The 16714-nt window shown below is 72.7% G+C and carries 11 protein-coding genes, 1 tRNA gene and 1 pseudogene; 9 read left to right on the top strand and 4 right to left on the bottom strand.

Annotated elements, in window-relative coordinates; genetic code table 11:
• Positions 1 to 16: 16 nt before the first annotated feature.
• Entirely contained in the window at positions 17 to 1852 is a 1836-nt protein-coding gene (locus LLG88_06735; protein MCE5246600.1) for a MerR family transcriptional regulator, read from the top strand.
• A 194-nt stretch (positions 1853 to 2046) separates the two neighbouring features.
• Positions 2047 to 2123, top strand: a tRNA-Pro gene (locus LLG88_06730).
• A gap of 161 nt (positions 2124 to 2284) precedes the next feature.
• Here LLG88_06730 and LLG88_06725 read toward each other — a convergent pair.
• On the bottom strand, positions 2285 to 2794 hold the full coding sequence (locus tag LLG88_06725) for an ATP-binding protein (GenBank protein ID MCE5246599.1): 510 nt from the start codon (positions 2792 to 2794) through the stop codon (positions 2285 to 2287).
• 257 nt (positions 2795 to 3051) lie between these two features.
• Between LLG88_06725 and LLG88_06720 the strand changes: the two genes are divergently transcribed.
• Positions 3052 to 4236, top strand: a complete 1185-nt coding sequence (locus LLG88_06720) for an MFS transporter (GenBank protein MCE5246598.1) — start codon at positions 3052 to 3054, stop codon at positions 4234 to 4236.
• Here the strand turns inward: LLG88_06720 and LLG88_06715 are convergent.
• Positions 4219 to 4377, bottom strand: a pseudogene (locus tag LLG88_06715) (DUF4037 domain-containing protein). The gene LLG88_06720 and the pseudogene LLG88_06715 sit on opposite strands and share 18 nt — an antisense overlap.
• A 142-nt stretch (positions 4378 to 4519) precedes the next feature.
• Between LLG88_06715 and LLG88_06710 the strand changes: the two are divergent.
• Positions 4520 to 6043: an alginate export family protein gene (locus LLG88_06710; protein MCE5246597.1), complete on the top strand. Its 1524-nt coding sequence runs from the start codon at positions 4520 to 4522 to the stop codon at positions 6041 to 6043.
• 78 nt (positions 6044 to 6121) lie between these two features.
• Here LLG88_06710 and LLG88_06705 read toward each other — a convergent pair whose 3' ends face one another.
• On the bottom strand, positions 6122 to 6826 hold the full coding sequence (locus tag LLG88_06705) for a pirin family protein (GenBank protein ID MCE5246596.1): 705 nt from the start codon (positions 6824 to 6826) through the stop codon (positions 6122 to 6124).
• Between the two features lie 121 nt (positions 6827 to 6947).
• On the opposite strand from LLG88_06705, the gene LLG88_06700 reads away from it, so the two are divergent.
• Positions 6948 to 9449: a transporter substrate-binding domain-containing protein gene (locus LLG88_06700; protein MCE5246595.1), complete on the top strand. Its 2502-nt coding sequence runs from the start codon at positions 6948 to 6950 to the stop codon at positions 9447 to 9449.
• Here LLG88_06700 and LLG88_06695 read toward each other — a convergent pair.
• Entirely contained in the window at positions 9430 to 10071 is a 642-nt protein-coding gene (locus tag LLG88_06695; protein ID MCE5246594.1) for a hypothetical protein, read from the bottom strand. The genes LLG88_06700 and LLG88_06695 overlap by 20 nt on opposite strands.
• 160 nt (positions 10072 to 10231) lie before the next feature.
• Between LLG88_06695 and LLG88_06690 the strand changes: the two genes are divergently transcribed.
• The 4 genes from LLG88_06690 to LLG88_06675 all read left to right on the top strand — a co-directional run bounded on the left by LLG88_06690 (position 10232) and on the right by LLG88_06675 (position 16698).
• Entirely contained in the window at positions 10232 to 10699 is a 468-nt protein-coding gene (locus LLG88_06690) for a hypothetical protein (GenBank protein MCE5246593.1), read from the top strand.
• A gap of 85 nt (positions 10700 to 10784) precedes the next feature.
• Entirely contained in the window at positions 10785 to 12092 is a 1308-nt protein-coding gene (locus tag LLG88_06685; protein ID MCE5246592.1) for a TolC family protein, read from the top strand.
• Positions 12089 to 13414, top strand: coding sequence for an efflux RND transporter periplasmic adaptor subunit (locus LLG88_06680; GenBank protein ID MCE5246591.1), 1326 nt, complete (start codon positions 12089 to 12091; stop codon positions 13412 to 13414). Before LLG88_06685 ends, LLG88_06680 begins: the two co-directional genes overlap by 4 nt.
• The gene (locus tag LLG88_06675; protein ID MCE5246590.1) at positions 13411 to 16698 is read left to right on the top strand and encodes a CusA/CzcA family heavy metal efflux RND transporter; all 3288 of its coding nucleotides are present in this window, start codon (positions 13411 to 13413) and stop codon (positions 16696 to 16698) included. Before LLG88_06680 ends, LLG88_06675 begins: the two co-directional genes overlap by 4 nt.
• Positions 16699 to 16714: the final 16 nt, after the last annotated feature.

Here is a 16714-nt window from a genome sequence, read left to right as displayed (position 1 = left end):
CGGAGAGGATCACGCCGTGGCCGTCCGCAGCAACGAAGAGAAGCCCGCCCGCCGTCCGGCCGACGTCTGCGCCGAACTCGACATCCAGCCGTACGTCCTCAAGTTCTGGGAGGCGGAGTTTCCGCAGCTCGGCAAGAGGATCGGGGCCAAGCGGAACTACGGCCCGGTCGAGGTCGAGATCACCAAGGAAATCCGCCGCCTGATCGAGGAGGAGGGGCTGAGCCTGCAGGACGCGCGCGCCGCGCTGGAACGGCAGTTCCCGGAGAAGGAGCCGCCGGCGCTGCCGTTCGAGCGGACGCCCGCCGAGCCGCGCGAACCTGATCCGCGCGACGACGAGCAGGCCCGCGCCCTCGACGCCGCCGTGGCGGAGAAGACGCTCCTCGAGCAGAAGCTGACGATGTCGGGGAAGACGCTCGAACGCGCCCGCGCCGAGGTGGAGCGGCTGAAGTCGGAGCTCGCCGCGGCGCGCGACGAGGCCGAGGCGGCGCGGATGGAGATCGCCGCCGGGCGCGAGGAACTCGAGACGGCGCGCGGCGAGGCGGCCGCGTCGCGGGAGGAGGCCGAGAGCGCGCGGCGCGAGGCCGACGAGCGCGAGGCGTCGTGCGCGGAAGGCGGGCCGGAGCTGGGCGAGGCGCAGCGGCGTCTCGACGCGGCGCTGGCCGACGCCGCCGCGGCCCGCGGCGAACTCGTCGAGGCCGGCGCGCGGATCCACGAGCTCGAACGCGAGGTCGAGCGGCTGAAGCCGCTGGAGACCGGCCGCAAGTCGGACGAGGCGCAGGAGCTGGCCGAGGCCGAGGCGCGGATCGAGGAGCTGGATCTCGCGCTGGCGCGGGCGCGCGAGGAGCAGGCGGACGCGGTCGCCGGGCTGCGCGCGGAGCTCGAGACGCAGCAGACGCGGATCGTCAACCTGCAGGAGGAACTGCACCGCTCCTGGGACGAGGCCGGTCCGCTGCGCGAGGCGAACGCGGCGCTGGAGGCCGAGACGGCGCGGCTCGCGGCGGAAGCCGAGGCCGAGCGGACGGACCTCGAGGCGCGGCTCGCGGCGAGCGAGAAGGCGCGCGAGGCGCTGGAGGAGCCGGCGGCGCGGGCGGCGAAGCTGGAGGCCGAGGCCGAGCGGCTGACCGCGGAGCTGGGCGAGCGGACCGCGGAGTTCGACCGCGCCACCGAAGAACGGGACCGGCTCGCCGCGGCGCTGGCCGAGGAGAAGGCCGGGCGCGCGGACGCGGAGGGGCGCGCGGCGCACGTCGCGCCGCTGCAGGCCCGCTTGGGCGAACTGGAGAAGTCGCTGCTGGCGCTGCGCGGCCGCAACGAGGCGGTCGCCGCCGACGCGGCGGCGCTCCCCGCGGCGCGGCGCGAGGCCGAGGGGCTGCGCGCGGAGCGGGACGCGGCGCTGGAGCGGATCGAGGAGCTCGAGGCGCGCGCGGCGGCGTTGGAGAACGAGCACGCCCACGCGATCGAGCGGGCGCGCGACGCGGAGGAGAGCGGCGCGACGCTCGAGGCGCTGTTGGCCGAGGCGGAAAAGGAACGCGACGAGCTGCGGCGGCGCGTCAAGTCGGACATCGCCTTCGCGCTCGAACGTCTCGCGGCGGTCGGCGCGGCGACGGAGGAGTTGGTCGCGACGCTCGTCGAGGCGGCGGCGCGACCGCCCGAGCCCGAGGCGCCCGAGACCGCCGACGAAGAAGCGCCCGCGGACGCGTCGGTCGAAGACGGCGCGGCGGAAGGCGAGGCCGCGGCGTCCGCGGACGCGCCGGTGCTCGACGCGTTCGACGAACTGGCGAACGAGGCGCTCGACGGCGGCGACGCCGGGGAAGACGCGGCGCGCGACGACCTGTGGGGCGGACCGCGCAACTGACCGCGCGCGGTCGCGGATGCGCGGCGCGAAGACGGCTTTCGCGGCGCTCGCCGCGCGAGGCGGACGGCGCGAGGACGGCTTTCGCCGCGCCTTTCCGCGCGAGGCGAACGTTGATCGCACGCGCAACGGAGTGGTGCTAGAATCCCGCGGTCTTGAAACAGCAGTCGCGGCCGCTTCCGCGGCCGGAACAGTGTCGGGGCGTGGCGCAGCCTGGTAGCGCACTTGCTTGGGGTGCAAGTGGTCGCCGGTTCAAATCCGGCCGCCCCGACCATTCAACCTAAACAGTCGTCGAGAAGTTGCGGATCGGGGCGCGAAGCGTCTCGCCGGCGCGACCGCGATTTGTCGAGTCTCTGCCCGGCGCCGGGCTCGCGGCCGTCGCGCGCCGACGCGCGAGGCGCCGCCGGCGACGTGGAGGTCCGCGCCGCCCGAGCGCTATCGGCGAAGTCGGGCCATCGCCGCGACGACGACGTCCACGCAGGCGGGGACGCCGAGGGCCGCCGTGTCGAGAACCAGCGGGCGGCGCTTCCACGGGTGGTAGTCCCGTTCGATCACCGCCCGCCAATCGGGAAGGACGAGGCCCGGCACGTCGCTCGTCCGCGTCTCGACGCGGCGGCGGTGTTCTTCGAGGTCGGAGCAAACGGTTTCCACCTCGAGAACCGCCGCGCCGGCGCGCAGGCCGACGTCCCTCCACGCGTCGCGCGTCCGCATCCAAGGATTGACGGAGTCGCCGACGACGTCCCGGCCGAGCCGCAGGTTGTCCTCCGCCGCGGCGAACGCCGCCCTGTAGCCGGCGTCGTTCAACGTTCCCCGCGCGGGGTCGGCGTCCCTGATCGCCTGCTCGATCGAATCGATGCGGAGCCAGACGGCGCCGCTGCGCGCGGCCACGGCGCGCGCGATCGAGGACTTCCCGGTTCCCGGTAGTCCGGAGAAGACGACCAGCACGGCCATGATCCGCGAGTCTCCTCGGCGTCGTCGCTCCGCGGGGCGCCGACGGACGCCGGGCGGGGCCGCCGACGGACTCCGCGAGCGAAGGCGGCGCGATTCTCCCGGGCCGGCCCGGCGGCCGCTGGAAGTCTATCCCGACGCGGCGGCGCCCGTCCGCGACCTGCGCCTCGCGCGCCGACGATCCTCGCCGCGCGACTCTCGATCACGCCGACGTCCGCGGCGCCGCGGCCGCGAAGCGATGGTAGGCTCGCGCGGTGGGGAAGGGGACGCGCCGCCTGCTGGTCGTGCTGGTCGCCGCGGAGTTCGCGGGGACGTCGCCCTGGTTCGCGACGAACGCGGTCATGGAGGACCTGCGGCGCGCGTGGGGGCTCGCGCCGAGCGCGCTGGGGCACGCGACCTCCGCCGTGCAGGTCGGCTTCATCGTCGGCACGCTGCTCTTCGCCGCGCTCGGCCTCGCCGACCGCTTCCCGTCCCGGCGGCTGTTCCTCTGCTGCGGCGTCGCGGCGGGCGGCGCGAACCTCGCGCTCCTCGCGGCCGGCTCGCTCGCGCAGCTTGTCGCCGTCCGCTTCGTCACGGGGATCGCGCTGGCGGGGGTATACCCGGTCGCGCTGAAGATCGCCGACGAGCGGTTCGGCGAGGACCGCGGGCACGCGATGGGCTGGCTCGTCGCGGCGCTCGTGCTCGGCACGGCGCTTCCGCACGGACTGCGCGCGCTCGGCGCCGACCTGCCGTGGGAGGCCGTCGTCGCCGCCGTCTCGGCGCTGGCGATGGCCGGCGGCGCGGCGGTCGGCGCGTTCGCCGGAGAGCCGACCGCGGCCGGCGCGGCGCGGCCCAAGCGGCTCTTCGTGCGCCCCGCGGAGTTGAGCGCGGCCGGCGTCCGCGCCGCGGCGTTCGGCTACTTCGGGCACATGTGGGAGCTCTACGCCTTCTGGGCGTTCGTGCCGGTCGTCGTCGCCCAGAGCGCCGGAACGGCGGCGGCGGACGTGCCGTCGCGCTCGTTCGTCGTCGTCGCCGCGGGGGCGCTGGGCTGCGGCGTCGGCGCCGTCGCGACCCGCTGCCTAGGCAGCGCGCGCGTCGCCATCTGGAGCCTCGCCGCGTCGGGCGCCTGCTGCGTCGTCTCGCCGATCGCGCTGGCGCGCGGTCCGCTCGTCGTCGCGCCGTTCCTGCTGCTGTGGGGCGCCGCGGTCGTCGCCGATTCGCCGCAGTATTCGGCGCTGGCCGCGGCGCACGCGCCGCGCGAACTGGTCGGCACGACGCTGACGCTGATGAACGCCGTCGGCTTCGGCGTGACGATCGCCAGCATCGAGCTGCTCAACGAACTCGCGCCGCTCCTTCCGACCCGCTTCCTGCTGCTGCCGCTGGCGCTCGGGCCGCTCGCCGGACTCGTCGCGCTGCGCCCGCTGCTGCGGCCGAAGCGCCGGGCGCTCACCCCGCCATGACGCGCAGGGCGCGGCGATCCATTTGAGGCGCACGTCCTCGGGATGGTAGGCGAGCGGCGCCTCGCGCCGCGCGGTGAAGACGCCGCGGGGATCGCGGAAGACCGCGCCGGTCGCGCGGACGGCGAGGTTCGTCTCGGGGATCGCGCCGCTCGGCGGAGGCCTTTGGGAGATCCAGCCCCGTCGCGGTTAGAATCAACTGCGGCGGCCGCGCGGGGCGCGTGGCGGGCTCGAAGTGATCGACCTGCCGCCGTGCCGTCGTTTGGGCGAGTCGAAACGCCGCCGGATGCTGCGGGAGCAGGAGTTCGCCGACCAAGTCGCGCCGACGAAGGAAGACCTGGCCGGCAGGAAGAAGCTGGTCGAGGAAGAGGGCCTGATCCGCTGCGTCGGGCGCAACACGCCGTTCCAATCGCGGGCGCCGGCGCGCCGGCCGTTCGAGGGCAGGAGCGATCAGATGACGGGAAAGACCGCAGTCGTGTTGGCGATGGCGCTCGCGTCGCCGGCGGCGTTCGCGCAGACCGCTCCGCCGGCCGCCGCGCCGGCCTCCGGGACGAAGGTCGAGTTCGGCGTCGAGGAACGCGTCCGCAGCGAGGCGTGGGACAACATCACCGACCACGACAGCGCGACCTACGACTCCAAGACCCAGTATCGGTTCCGCACCCGCGTGTGGTCGAAGATCAACTTCGGCTCGAAGGCCGAGGTGATGGTCGGGCTGAACAGCGAGAGCAAGAAGGCGACGCGGCCCGACACCGAGTTCAAGTGGGACGAGGCGGTCTTCGAGACGGCGTACCTCGACTACAAGTTCACCGACAAGCTCTCGGCGCGGCTCGGGCGGCAGAACCTGATGCGCGGCGAGGGTTTCGTCATCTTCGACGGCAGCTCGCTCGACGGCTCCCGCACCGCCTACTTCAACGCCCTCGACGTCAGCTGCAAGCTCGCGCCGAAGTCGACCTTGGAGTTCATGGCGATCTCCGATCCGCGCCGCGACACCTACCTGCCGCGCTTCAACGAGTCGGCGTACGGACCGAAGGGGCTCAACGAGTGGGACGAGCAGGCGCTCGGCCTCTACTACACCGACAAGAGCCTCGCCAAGACCGCGATCGAAGGGTACTTCTTCCACAAGACCGAGAAGGACGACATCCGGGCCAAGACGTCGGCGTTCTTCCAGCCGGACCGGAAGATCAACACCCTCGGCGGCCGCGTCGTGCGGCTGCTCGGCGACGGCTGGTCGGCGACGGGCGAGTTCGCCTACCAGTGGGGAACGCAGGACGCCAACCCCGCGCGCGAACTGGCCGAGCAGGACATCCGCGCCTGGGGCGGCTACGCCTACGTCAAGAAGGTGTTCGACAACCCGATGAAGCCGTCGATCCAGCTCGGCTACGTCGCGATGTCGGGCGACGACCCGACGACCGGCAAGATCGAGGGCTGGGATCCGCTGTTCTCGCGCTGGCCGAAGTACAGCGAGCTGTACATCTACACGCAGGTGCCGGAGAAGGGCGGGCCGGCCTACTGGACGAACACCGGGATGTGGCAGGCCGAGTTCCTGATCACGCCGGTCAAGAACCTGCTGCTGCGCGGCGCCTACTACAAGATGAACGCCTTCGAGGCGCCGGCGGCGCCGTCGGCGATCTTCGGGACCGGAAAGGACCGCGGGAACCTGTGGCAGGTGCGCGCGGACTACACGCTGAATTCGCGCTGGAAGGGGCACGCGCTCTACGAGAGCCTGAATCCTGGCGACTTCTACGCGGGGACCGACGGCGGCTACTTCCTGCGCTTCGAGGTCGTCTACACGACGAAGCTGAACTTCTGACGGAACGCCGGCCTGCGGCCCTTCCGTCCCTCGCCGAACGCGCCGGCTTCGCCGTGCGGTCGAAGGTCGCCGCGCGCTTCAGGCCAGATCGAACAACAGGAACTCCGCGTCCTCGAGGGCGCGGACCGCGATCATCGGTTCGTCTTCGATCGCCGCTCCGTCGCCGGCCGAGAGCGCGGTCCCGCCGGGGATGAGCTCCAGCTCGCCCGACGCGACCTGGATCCACGCGCCGCGTCCCGGCGCGAGCGGGCGCGAGACCTCGTCCCCGGGCGCGAGGAGGGCGGCGAAGAGGCGCGCGTCCTGGTGGATCGTCAGCGCCCCCTCGGCGGCGTCCGGCGCGGCGATCGGCACGAGGACGCCGCGGCGCGCCTCGAGATCGAAGGCGCGCTGCTCGTACGACGGCGCGATTCCAAGGACCGCGGGCAGGATCCAGATTTGCAGAAAATGAACCGGCTCGGCCGACGAGGCGTTGAACTCGCTGTGCATGACGCCGGTCCCGGCGCTCATCCGCTGCGCCTCGCCGCGGCGGATCACCGCGCCGGCGCCGAGGGTGTCGCGGTGCCGGAGCGCCCCCTCGAGGATGTAGGTGACGATCTCCATGTTCTCGTGCGGATGGATGGGGAAGCCCTCCCCGGGCGCGACGCGGTCCTCGTTGATCACCCGCAGCGCGCGGAACCCCATGTGCCGCGAGTCGTGGTAGGCCGCGAACGAAAACGTGTGGCGCGTGTCGAGCCACCCGTGGTCGAAGTGGCCGCGTTCCGACGAGCGGCGGACGGTGATCATCGCCGATCCTCCCCGATGCGTCCGCGCCTCCGTCGCGCGAGGCGGGCGGGCGAAGAAAAGGGGCGGACGCGAGGGCCCCGCGGTCTCTATACTGTCCGTGCAGGCAGCAGGTTGGGGGAAAATGCGAGGCGGATCGGCACTCTGTCGCGTCATTTCGCCGCGAATCGCCGCTGCGGTCGCGGCGTCGCTGCTGTTCGCCGCCGGCGCGGCGGGAGCGGCGGAGCGGCGGAGCATCGTCGTCGGTTGCGACGCCTCGATGCCGCCGTTCGAGAGCCTCGACGCCGCGGGCCGTCCCGTCGGCTTCAACATCGACCTGATGCGCGAAGCGGCGGCGGCGGAAGGGATCGCCGTCGAGTTCCGCTGCGGGGATTGGGGCGACGTCCGCCGACGGTTCGAGGCGGGCGAGATCGACGCCCTCTCCGGCCTCCTAGTCACGCCGTCGCGGCAACGCGTCGCCGAGTTCACGTCTCCTCACTCCCTCGTGACGCACGCCGTCTTCGTGCGCGGGGACAGCCGCGCGGCGACCGGCGAGGAGGCGCTGCGCTCGCCGGGGGTCGTCACGCAGCGGGGAGGCTGCGCGTGGGAGTGGCTGCACGCGCACGGCGCGACGCCGCTGCCGGCCGGATCCTCGCGCGAGGCGCTGCAGGCGCTGGCGCGCGGAGACGTCGAGGCCGCGGTCCTGCCGCGGCCGGCCGGGCAGTACGCGGCGCGCGAACTCGGGCTGCGCGGCCTGAAGGTCCTTTCCGCGCCGATTCCGCGGCATCCCTACGCCTTCGCCGTTCATCGCGGCGACGCGGAGCTTCTCGCGGCGCTCGACGAAGGGCTGTTCCTGCTGAAGGAGAGCGGGCGCGCCGCGGAACTGCGGACCAAGTACTTCGCGGCGCTCGATTCGGCGGACTTGCCGTTCTGGGCGGTGCTGAGGCGGGCGCTGGTCATCGTCGTCCCGATCGGCCTCGCGCTGATCGCCGCGGCCGGCTGGGGCGTCCGTTCGCTGCGGGTCTCGCGTCGGCGGGCGCGGGACCTCGAAGCGGAGTCGGAGGTGCGGCGGCGCGTCGAGGCGAGCCTGCGGGCGCGGGAAGATCTGCTCGGCGCCCTCTGCGACCACACCCCGGACACGATCTTCTGGATCGCGGTCGATCAAGACGGCGGCTTCAGCGTCGAGCGGATCAACCCCGCGCTCGAAAGGGCGGTCGGGCGGGGCAACGCCGACGTCGCGGGCCGGCGTCTCGAGGATGTCCTGCCGCCGGAGGTCGCCGCGCGGGCGGCCGCCAACTACCGCCGCTGCGTCGAGGCCGCCGCGTCGATCGCCTACGAGGAGACGGAGGAATGCTCCGGCCGGCCGCGGACCTGGCAGACGCAGCTCGTGCCGATCCTCGACGGCGCGGGGCGCGTGCGGCTGATCGTCGGGACGTCGCGCGACGTGACCGTGGCGCGCCAGTCGGAGCGGATCCTCCAGCAGCGGCAGCGGCTGGAGAGCCTCGGGGTGCTGGCCGGGGGGATCGCGCACGACTTCAACAACCTGCTCGGCGCCGTGCTCGGGAACATCAACCTCGCGCAGCTCGAGGAAGGTCCGGGGCGCGAGTATCTCGACAACGCGGCCGGCGCGACGCTCCGCGCGGCGGCGCTCACGCGGCAGCTCCTGGCCTACTCCGGCCGCGCGGCGCTCGGCGTGCGGCCGCTCGACGTCAATCAGGTCGTCGACGAGATGGTGCATCTGCTGGGGGTGTCGATCCCGAAGAACGTGGACCTGCGGTTCGACCTCGCCGCGGACCTGCCCGCGGTGCGCGCCGACGCGGCCCAGCTGCAGCAGGTCGTGATGAACCTCGTGACGAACGCCGCGGAATCGCTCGGAGGGCGCGACGGCGTGGTCCGCCTCGCGACGCGTTTGGCGCGGGTGGACGACCCGAACGCGATCGCGCCGCCGCACGGCGAGCCGCCGGCGGCGGGGAACTTCGTCGTTTTGGAGGTGCGCGACGACGGCTGCGGGATGCCGCAGGACGTCCTGCAGCGGATCTTCGATCCGTTCTTCACCACGAAGCAGGCCGGGCGGGGACTCGGGCTCTCGGCGATGCTCGGGATCCTGCGCGGCCACCGCGCCGGACTGAGCATTACGAGCGAGCCGGGGCGCGGTTCCTGCTTCACGCTCTACTTCCCGGCGCAGCGGGACGCGGCGCCGGGGGACGGACCGGCGCCGGACGAGGCGACGCTGCCGAAGGGGCTGCGGGCGCTGGTGGCCGACGACGAACCGGCGGTGCGCCAGGCGCTCGCCGCGGCGCTGCGCTCGGCGGGATGCGTCGTCGTCGAGGCGGAAGGGGGGCGCGACGCGCTGGCCCGCTTCGACGAGGCGCCCGACGGATTCGACGTCGCGCTCGTCGATCTGACGATGCCGGACCTCGACGGCCGCGACGTCTGCCGCGAGCTGCGCGCGCGGCGCCCGTCGCCGGCCCTCGTGCTCGCCAGCGGCTACGACCGCGGCGACGTGCTGCGGGGCATGTCCGAGGACCTCGTGGACGGCTTCCTGCAGAAGCCGTCGTCGGTCCAGGAGACGCGGCGCGTCGTCGCCGAGACGCTGGCGAAGGCGCGGGTCGAATGCGCGGACGGCGTCAGGCGCAGCGGAACTTGACGACGATCGTCTCCGCCGCCCCGATCGGCCGCACGAGGAGCGAGAAGACGCGTCCGGCGAGGTCGCCGGCGGGGCGAGGGAAGTAGAGCATCCCGCGCGCCCACTCCGCGGGCGCGATGTCCACGCGGTCGCGCCGCGCCGTTTCGACGCCGAAGAACGGGACCGCGCGGATCGTCGGATTCGCGCCTCCCGCGGCCGGGCCGAGGCGTTGCGCCGCCGCTTCGTAGAACTTCTCCGACGCCCGACGGTCGAGCGACGTCGCGCGGGAGAGGGCGCGGAACTCCTCGTAGGAGAGAAGCGGGAACGTGCGTCCGCCGTCGTCCTCGAGCCGGAACGACTCGCGGTCGAACGCCGCGCCCGACGGGCCGCGATTGGCCAGGACGAGCGCCAAGGGGAGGGTCTTCTCGGCGTCCACGGCGACGGCGGCGGTGACGTCGAGGCCGACGAAGAGGGCCTTGCCGTCGTCGAAGTAGGCGGTCCTGATCAGCCGCGGGCTGAGCCCGCCGGCTTCGTCGTACGGATGGGGGCCGCCGGCGCAGCCGGCGGCGGCGAACGCCGCAAGAAGGACGAAGGCCGCGGGGCGAACGACGGCCGCGGGGCGTCGGAACGGGGAAGCGGTCATCGTCGATCCTCCACGCCGAGCGGAGCGGAACGGCGCTTTCATGAAGGAGCCGCGGCGCCGACGGACCGCCGGTCCAAAGTGTGCGGCGACGACGCTCCCGCGGCGAGCCGCGACGTTCTTTTCGATTGCGAAGCGGACAACCCTATCCGATATTCTCGGCGTGCGAACGTCCCTGCGGCGCGCCGTCGCGGCGCTGGCGGTCCTCGCGCTCCTGACGCTTCAGGGGTGGGCGGCGCCGCACTGCGCGGCGTCCTCGGCGACGGGCCGCAGCGCGGCGCGCGCGGGGCGCCGGACGATCGCCTGCCGCTGCTGCGGCGCGGCGCCGCGGGGCGCGTGCCGCGCGGACGGGGGACGGGCGGAGCGTGGCGCGCGCCACGTCGATCCAGCACGAGCGGAGCGCGGCGCCGGCGACTGCCGCTGCGACGCCGGCCCGCGGCGCTCCGATCCTTCGTCGCCCGCCGAGCGGGACGAGGCGGCCGCCGTCTCCGCGCCGGATGTTCCGCTCGCCGCGATTCCGGCCGCCGCCTGTCCGCGGGCGGAGTCGCGGCTCGAAGCCGCCGGCGCCGACCGAGAGCCGGGCGGCGACAGCTGTTCGCGCTATCTGAGTCTCTGCACCTTCCGTCGCTGAATATTCCTTTCGCCTCGCGTCGCGCCCGCCCTCGCGGCGGGCCGGTTCTTCGTCGTCCGCGCGAAAGGAGAAGACCGTGCATTCGATGCGATCCGCGACGTCGGCGCCGACTCTCTTCGCGCCGGCGGCCGCGCTCTCGTTCCTCTTGGCGTCGTTCGCCGCTCCGGCCGCGGAGCCGGCGGCCGCGCCCGCGGCGACGGCGCCGTCCGTCGAGCAGTTCGTGACCGAAGCGCTCGCCGCGCAACCGTCGATCGCCGCGCTGCGCGCGCGCCTCGCCGCGTCGCGGGAGCTGGTCGCCCCCGCCGGCGCCCTCGCCGACCCGATGGTCGAGGGGATGTACACGGAGGCCGGCTTCCCCGGCTGGACCGTCGGCCGCGTCGAGATGTCGATGGTCGGCGTCGAGGTCCGCCAGGATCTCTCGCGGCGCGCGAAGCGCGAGGCGCGGGCGGCGGTCGCCGAGGCCGAGGCGTCGGCGCGCGCCGTGGACGTCGAAGCACTGCGGCGTCAGGTGGCGCGCGACGTGCGCGTCCTCTGCGCGCGGCTCTACGCGCTCGACCGCGGACTCGAGGCGACGGCCGCGGGCGGCGAGCTGCTCGATCTCCTCGCCGAGACGGCGGCCTCGCGCTACCGCGTCGGCGAGGGGGACCAGGAAGGGCTGGTCAAGGCGCAGTTGGAGCGGACGCGGCTCGAGGAACGGCGCACCGACCTCGCGGCGGAACGCGGAACGGCGGAAGCGGCGCTCGCGCGGCTGCTCGACCGCGGCGCGGGGTTCAGGGTCGCGCCGTTCGCGTCGCTCGACCAGCCGCCGTTCCCCGACGGCGCGTGGGACGAACTCGTCGAGGCCGGGTCGGCGGAGATCGCCGAGCGGCGCGCCGCGGTCGACGTCGCCGAGAAGCGGGCGGCGGCGGCGAAGCTCGAGCTCAAGGCGAACTTCTCGGCCGCGGCGGCGGCCTACTACCGCGGCTCGCTCGACCCGGTGGTCACGCTGAAGTTCGGCGTCGAGTTGCCGGCGCGGCGGTCGAAGAAGCAGGCGCCGCTGCTCCGCGCGGCGGAACTGGATCTCGAGGCCGCGCGGCGCGACCTCGACGCCGAGCGCGCCGCCCTGCGCGAGGAGACGGCCCGCCTCGCCGCCGACAAGGAACGCGCGGAAACGCAGATCGAACGTTACCGCGAAGGGATCCTGCCGCAGACGAGCGCGGCGTTCGAGGCCGCCCGCTCCGCCTACCTCAACGGACGCGGCTCCTTCTCCACCGCGATCGAGGACTTCAACCTCTGGCTTGACGCGCGCGGCGCACTGGCGCGGCGCGAAGGCGAGCTCTTCGCCGCGTGGGCGGAGCTCGAGGCGCTGACGACCGCCGCTCCCGCGGCGACGACGGAAGGAGAGACGCGATGAAAGGCCGGCGCGGGAAGGGACTCGTCGTTCTCACGCTTCTCGTCGTGTTGCCGCTCGCCGCCGCGCTGGTCTTCGCCGGCTGCTCCGGCGCCGGCGGACACGGCGGAGAGAAGTGGCAGTGCCCGATGCATCCGACGTACGTCAGCGACAAGCCGGGCGACTGCCCGATCTGCGGCATGAAGCTCGTGCCGGTCAAGGACGACCAAACCCCGAAGCGGGCGCTCGGCGGCGAGTCGGGCCGCGCGGAGGGCGGCGAGTCGGGTCGCGCGGAGGGCGAGGTCGAGGGCCGCGCCCCGATCGAGGTATCGGCCGCGGCGCTCGAGGCGGCGGGAGTCCGCACGGCGACGGCGACCTTGGAGACGATCGGGCGCGAGGTGCGCACCGTCGGGACCGTTGTCCCCGCGGAGCCGGAGGTCCGCCACATCCACGTCAGGATCTCGGGCTGGGTGGAGAAGCTGTACGTCGATTCGACCGGGCAGTTCGTGCGGCGCGGACAGACCGTCCTGACGATCTACTCGCCGGAGCTGCTCGCGACGCAAGAGGAATACCTCCGCGCGGTGGCGAGCGCCGGCCGCTTCGCCGCGTCCGCGATTCCCGAGGTCCGCGAAGGAGGGGCGGAGTTGGCGCGGGCCGCGCGGCGGCGGCTCGAGTTGCTCGACGTTCCGGAGAGCTTCGTCGAACGGCTCGAGCGGACCGGAACGACCAGCCGCTCAGTCCCGATCGCCGCGCCGATCTCCGGCTACGCGACGATGAAGGACGTCTACGAGGGCCAGCGGATCGACCCGGCGATGGACCTGTTCACCGTGACCGACCTGTCGAAGGTGTGGGTCGAGGCCGACTTCTACCAGAGCGAGGCGCCGGACGTGCGCGTCGGCCTGACGGCCGTCGTCAGTTCGCCCTACGACCCCACGTTGAGCTTGAAGGGCCGCATCGCCTACGTCTATCCGTTCCTGGACCGCGAGACCCGCACGCTCCGCGCGCGGTTCGAGTTCCCCAATCCGGGCCTTCGGCTGAAGCCCGAGATGTTCGTGGACGTCGCGGCGCAGCTCGAGCCGGCCGCCGGGATCGTCGTTCCGGACTCGGCCGTCGTGGACACCGGCGCCCGCCGGCTCGTCTTCGTGGACCGCGGCGGCGGCAGGTTCGAGCCGCGGCGCGTGACCGTGGCCGCGCGCGCGGACGGCAAGGCCCGCATCGCCTCCGGATTGGCGGCCGGCGAACGCGTCGTCGTCAAGGCCAACTTCCTCCTCGACTCCGAGTCCCGTCTCCGCGCCGCCCTCGCCGGCGCGGCGGACGGCGGCGGCCGGCGGGGCGACGCGCCATGATCCGGAAGATCATCGCCTTTTCGGCGGACAACAAGTTCCTCGTGCTGCTCGGCGTCGCCGCGCTGATCGCCCTCGCCGCGGCGGTCTTGCGCGAGATTCGGCTCGACGCGCTGCCCGATCTCTCGGACACGCAGGTCATCGTCTATTCGCGTTGGGACCGCAGCCCCGACATCGTCGAGGACCAGGTCACCTACCCGATCGCCAGCGCGCTCCTCGGCGCGCCGAAGGTCAAGGCGATCCGCGGCTTCTCCGATTTCGGCTTCTCCTACGTCTACGTCGTCTTCCAGGACGGAACGGACATCTACTGGGCGCGCTCGCGGGTGCTGGAATACCTCTCGAAGATCCAGTCCCGCCTGCCGCCGGGCGTGCAGACGGAACTCGGACCGGACGCCACGGGGGTCGGCTGGGTCTACCAGTACGCGCTCGTGGACCGGTCGGGGACGCGCACGGCGGACGAGCTGCGCAGCTACCAGGACTGGACGCTGCGCTACGCGCTGCAGTCGGTCCCCGGCGTGGCCGAGGTCGCCTCGATCGGCGGCTTCGTCAAGCAGTATCAGGTGACCCTCGATCCGAACCGGCTGGCGGCCTACGCCCTGCCGATCGGCGACGTCGTCAAGGCGATCCGCAGTTCGAACAACGAGGTCGGCGGGCGGCTGCTCGAGTTCGGCGGCGCGGAGTACATGATCCGCGGCCGCGGCTACGCGCGCTCGACCGCCGATCTCGAGCGGATCGTCGTCGAGGCCGGGCCGGGCGGCGTTCCGGTGCTGCTGCGCGACGTCGCGACCGTGAGCCTCGGCCCGGAAATGCGCCGCGGCGTCTCGGACCTCGACGGGAACGGCGACGCCGTGGGCGGCATCGTCGTGATGCGCCACGGCGAGAACGCTTTGAACGTCATCGACAGCGTCAAGACCCGGATCGAGGAACTGAAGCCGTCGCTGCCGCCGGGGGTCGAGATCGTGCCGACCTACGACCGCTCGAGCCTGATCGAGCGCGCGATCGGGACCCTGACGCACGAACTCAAGATCGAGATGATCATCGTCTCGCTGGTGATCCTGCTCTTCCTCTGGCACGTCCCGTCGGCGATCGTGCCGATCCTCACGATCCCCGTCTCGGTCCTGCTGGCGTTCATCCCGATGTACCTCGCCGGGATGACGGTCAACATCATGTCCTTGGCCGGGATCGCGATCTCGATCGGCGTGCTGGTGGACGGCGCGATCGTCGAGGTCGAGAACGCCTACAACAAGATCCACGCCTGGCAGGCTTCCGGCGGGAAGGGGGACTTTCGCCGCGTGCGGCTCGAGGCGCTCCAGGAAGTCGGGCCCTCGGTGTTCTTCTCGCTGCTCGTGATCGCCGTCGCGTTCCTGCCGATCTTCGCGCTGGTGGACCAGGAAGGCCGGCTGTTCAAGCCGCTGGCGTACTCCAAGAACTTCGCGATGGCGCTCGCCGCGACGCTCGCGGTCACGCTCGATCCGGCGCTGCGGATGCTGTTCGCGCGGATCGAGCCGTTCCGGTTCCGGCCCCGCTGGCTGGCGCGCCTGGCCACGGCCGCGCTGGTCGGGAAGTACCACGCCGAGGAGCGGCATCCGATCAGCCGCGTGATCTTCAAGGTCTACGAACCAGCGTGCCGCTTCGCGCTGCGCTTCCCCAAGGCGGTGACGCTGGCGGCGGTCCTGACGGTCGCGGCGAGCGTCCCGGTCTTCTTCTCGCTCGGTTCGGAGTTCATGCCCCCGCTCAACGAGGGGACGATGCTCTACATGCCGACGACGCTGCCCGGACTGTCGGTGACCGAGGCCGAGGACCTGCTGCGGGCGCAGGACCGGATCCTCAAGTCGGTTCCCGAGGTCGAGCGGGTGTTCGGAAAGGCCGGGCGGGCGGAGACGTCCACCGACCCGGCGCCGTTCTCGATGATGGAGACGACGGTCGTGCTGAAGCCGCCGGAGCGGTGGCGGCCCAAGCGGCGCTGGTACTCGTCGTGGGCGCCGGACTGGCTGAAGCCGCTCTTCCGCCCGATCTGGAGCGACCGGATCTCGCGGGACGAGCTCGTCGGGGAGCTCGACGCGAAGACGAAGATGCCGGGGGTGACGAACGCCTGGACGATGCCGATCAAGGGGCGCATCGACATGCTGACGACCGGCGTGCGCACGCCGGTCGGAATCAAGATCTTCGGCGCGGATCTCGGGGAGATCGAGGCGGTCGGCGCGAAGCTGGAGCGGATCGTGCGCCGCGTTCCCGGCACGCGCAGCGTTTTCGCCGAGCGCACCACCGGCGGCTACTTCGTGGACATCGATCCGCGCCGCGACCAGCTCGCCCGCCGCGGCCTGACGATCGAGGCGCTCCAGGACGTGATCGCGAGCGCGATCGGCGGCGAGAACATCGCGACGACGATCGAGGGGCGCGAGCGATACCCGGTCAACGTGCGGTATCCCCGCGAGCTCCGCGAGGATCTCGGCCGCCTGCGCCGCGTGCTCGTGCCGACGGCGGGCGGCGCGCAGGTTCCGCTCGGCGAACTCGCCGACGTCAAGATCGCCGCCGGCCCGGCGATGATCCGCGACGAGAACGGCTTCCTCTCGGGGTACGTCTACGTGGACATCGCCGGGCGGGACGTCGGCGGCTACGTCGAGGAGGCCAAGAAGCTCGTCGGCAACGAACTCCGGCTGAAGCCGGGTTACGCGCTGCAGTGGAGCGGGCAGTACGAGAACATGGTCCGGGTCAAGGAGCGGCTGAAGATCGTCGTGCCGATCACGCTGGCGCTGATCTTCGTCCTGCTCCTCGCGAACACAAAGTCCGCCTTCAAGGCCTCGCTCGTCATGCTCGCCGTCCCGTTCTCCGCGGTCGGCGCGGTCTGGCTGTTCTGGCTGCTCGGCTACAACGTGTCGATCGCCGCGTGGGTCGGCATGATCGCGCTCCTCGGGCTGGACGCCGAAACCGGCGTCTTCATGCTGCTCTTCCTGGACCTGTCGTTCGAGGACTACCGGAAGCGCGGCGCGCTGCGCGACGCGGGCGGCCTGGACGAGGCGATCGTCCACGGCGCCGTGAAGCGCGCCCGGCCGAAGCTGATGACCGTCGCCGCGGCGTTCATGGGGCTGCTCCCGATCATGTGGTCCACGTCGGCGGGGGCCGACGTGATGAAGCGGATCGCCGCGCCGATGATCGGCGGGCTGGCGACGTCGTTCCTGCTGGAGTTGCTCGTCTACCCGGCCGTCTACAAGCTGTGGCGACAGCGAACCGCGGCGCGCGGCGGGTCGGGAAACGAGGACCGAATTCCAGTTTCATCGCGCGGGTGATGCGGCTTATCCTGTC

This window comes from bacterium (assembly GCA_021372775.1).
Lineage (GTDB): Bacteria > Acidobacteriota > Polarisedimenticolia > J045 > J045 > JAJFTU01.
The sequence above is the reverse complement of the archived record's forward strand: the minus strand, read 5'-3'. Positions and strand labels throughout refer to the sequence as shown.

Coding starts and splice junctions, on each gene's coding strand:
- LLG88_06710 (MCE5246597.1), top strand. CDS start 4,520: ATGCTGCGGGAGCAGGAGTTCGCCGACCAAGTCGCGCCGACGAAGGAA.
- LLG88_06705 (MCE5246596.1), bottom strand. CDS start 6,826: ATGATCACCGTCCGCCGCTCGTCGGAACGCGGCCACTTCGACCACGGG.
- LLG88_06700 (MCE5246595.1), top strand. CDS start 6,948: ATGCGAGGCGGATCGGCACTCTGTCGCGTCATTTCGCCGCGAATCGCC.
- LLG88_06695 (MCE5246594.1), bottom strand. CDS start 10,071: ATGACCGCTTCCCCGTTCCGACGCCCCGCGGCCGTCGTTCGCCCCGCG.
- LLG88_06685 (MCE5246592.1), top strand. CDS start 10,785: ATGCGATCCGCGACGTCGGCGCCGACTCTCTTCGCGCCGGCGGCCGCG.
- LLG88_06680 (MCE5246591.1), top strand. CDS start 12,089: ATGAAAGGCCGGCGCGGGAAGGGACTCGTCGTTCTCACGCTTCTCGTC.
- LLG88_06675 (MCE5246590.1), top strand. CDS start 13,411: ATGATCCGGAAGATCATCGCCTTTTCGGCGGACAACAAGTTCCTCGTG.